This window comes from Salinimicrobium sp. WS361, from assembly GCF_050750585.1.
Classification (GTDB): domain Bacteria; phylum Bacteroidota; class Bacteroidia; order Flavobacteriales; family Flavobacteriaceae; genus Salinimicrobium.
In genome coordinates this window covers 1-2,402 of the sequence record NZ_JBOJLM010000042.1, presented here as the reverse complement: position 1 = coordinate 2,402, position 2,402 = coordinate 1, and the positions used below count along the sequence as shown (strand labels likewise).

Here is a 2,402-nt window from a genome sequence, read left to right as displayed (position 1 = left end):
AACGAATCCTCCCTACCGGTCGGAAGCTTACTAAAGCCAAAATACAACAATTCTTATATTTAGGTAAACTTAAAATTTACCGTTATGTATAAAAAAAAGTAAAACGATAGTAGAGACCGCTATCGCAGAAGTTCCTGGCTTTGAAAGCCTTTGCGCACAACTTGGTAAGAGCTTTTCGATCAATGGGAAAGCCGCAAGTACCCTAAACAACTACAAGCGATGCCTGGCGCACCTGGGCCTGCACTACAAGCAAAGCCCGGAGACCCTCTCTACTGAAATGATCAATGATTATCTCTTTCATTGCCAAAACTTGCACAAAACTCCATCCGAAAGTTTTTTCAAGCACACTATTTTCGGCCTGCGGGCCATTTACAAGATCCTGGGCATGAAAGACAAGCAGGTCAAGCTTCCCCAAATAAAGCGACAGAACCAACTCCCTGTAGTGCTTAGCAAAGCCGAAGTACGCACCTTGCTCAAAGCGCCCAAATATCTCAAACACCGATTGATCCTAGGCATGTTATATGGATGTGGACTAAGGAGCTACGAACTCTGTGCCCTAAGGCTCTGCGATGTAGACTTTGACCGACAGACTGTTTTTATAAAAAAGCAGAAGGGCAAAGTTGATCGTTATGTACCACTGAGCAAACATCTGGCACGTGGACTTAAAAAATACATTGCAACGGAATCTCCAAAAACCTTCCTCTTCAACAGCCAGGTAACCGATGATGGTGCACCTAGGCCCATAACTCCCACCGCAATACAATGGGTCATAAAAGAGAACAGAAGCAAAGTAAATACCCACAAGACTATTACCGCCCATTGCCTGCGCCATACTTACGCCACGCACTTGCTGGAGGCAGGGCTCAATATTATCAGCCTGAAAGAACTTTTAGGACATGCTTTTATCGAGACAACGCTGGTATATTTACACGTTGCCAACACTGGGAGTTCACGAAAGTTTAGCCCCCTGGACACTCTTTTTCAATAATGCGCAGTCACTTTAAGGTGGCTGATGTGCTGGAGATGGAGCAGGATTATATCTCCTCCCAGGCATTTACGAGCTGGCACAGGCGTACCCTTCATGCCATCCGTAGATGCCGTACCCCTGCTATGGGCGGACATATCGATAAGTGCGATTGCTGTAATAAGCTCCACATCAGTTACAACAGTTGCAGGAACCGCCACTGCCCTACGTGTCAAGGCCATAAGCGTGAACAGTGGATACAGGCACGGGAAAGCGAACTGCTTAATGTTCCTTATTTTCATGTAGTCTTCACCCTTCCGTCCGAACTGAACGTGTTTGCTTTATCCCATCCCAAAATAATTTATGGAAGCTTGTTCAAAGCGGCCTGGGCCACCCTTAGACAGTTTGGGGAGAACCCGAAACACCTGGGCGGGCAAATGGGCATGATAGCCATCTTACACACCTGGGGCCAAAACCTGAGCCTGCACCCACACTTGCATTGTATTGTTCCCGGAGGTGCGGTAAACAGGTCAGGCAAATGGAAACCTGCAAAGAACAAGGGAAAATACCTGTTTAACGTGAAATCGATGGGTAAGGTATTCCGCGCTAAATATAGTGCGCTGCTGCGTCAGCAAAAGATACCCGTACCCCAGGAAATCTACGATAAACTCTTTGCTAAAAACTGGGTAGTGTATGCAAAGCAGCAATTCCACACCCCAAAATATGTAGTAGAATATCTGGGCCGTTATACCCATAAGATCGCAATAAGTAATTACCGGATAAAACATATAAACATATCCCAGAAAAAGGTAACCTTCCAGATTAAGGACTACAAGAAAGCAGGCCGGAAAGAACAACTTACGCTTACTGCGCGTGAGTTCGTGCGCCGATTTGCTTTGCATGTCCTGCCCAAAGGTTTTACACGGATAAGACATTACGGCATCCTGAGCAGTAGTTGGAAAAAGGATAAACTACCGGCGCTTCAAAACATCCTTGCAGGGGTGCCAGTAAAAGCTGTAGTAGAGAAGCCTCCATTGCTCCTGGGCAAATGTCCAAGTTGCAGAAAGGGAAAACTAATCACGGTTATGATTTTTGATAAGCGCGGTCCGCCAGATAGATGGAGAAAACTACTTTCATGCGTTAATAGATCTTAAAACTAGCCTGCACCATGCGGGGCGGGAGAGTTATGTCCTAAAGCCAAGAATTTATTCAAAAAGCGACCGGAAAACAGAAAAAAGGGCTAATCAATACTTAAATTAGATTTAAGTCACTAGGAAAATGTTGGAGCCTAAAAAACTCAACAAAAATTGTGGCTCATCTACCGCAATAAAAATCCAGAACAATATAGAATAAAAAGGCATTCCCCATAGAGGAGGAACCGGATCCGTCAACAAGATATTCAGCCCTGGCCTATCGGCGGGCCGAATACTTAGTTATT

At 45.2% G+C, this 2,402-nt stretch carries 2 protein-coding genes; both read left to right on the top strand.

Features of this window, described 5'->3' with window-relative positions:
* Nucleotides 1-310 precede the first annotated feature (310 nt).
* A complete protein-coding gene (locus ACQ93I_RS17105; RefSeq protein WP_431699590.1) occupies nt 311-988 on the top strand; it encodes a tyrosine-type recombinase/integrase in 678 nt (225 codons plus the stop codon).
* Complete coding sequence (locus ACQ93I_RS17100) at nt 988-2,118, top strand: IS91 family transposase (protein ID WP_431699589.1); 1,131 nt, start codon at nt 988-990, stop codon at nt 2,116-2,118. Before ACQ93I_RS17105 ends, ACQ93I_RS17100 begins: the two co-directional genes overlap by 1 nt.
* Nucleotides 2,119-2,402 lie beyond the last annotated feature (284 nt).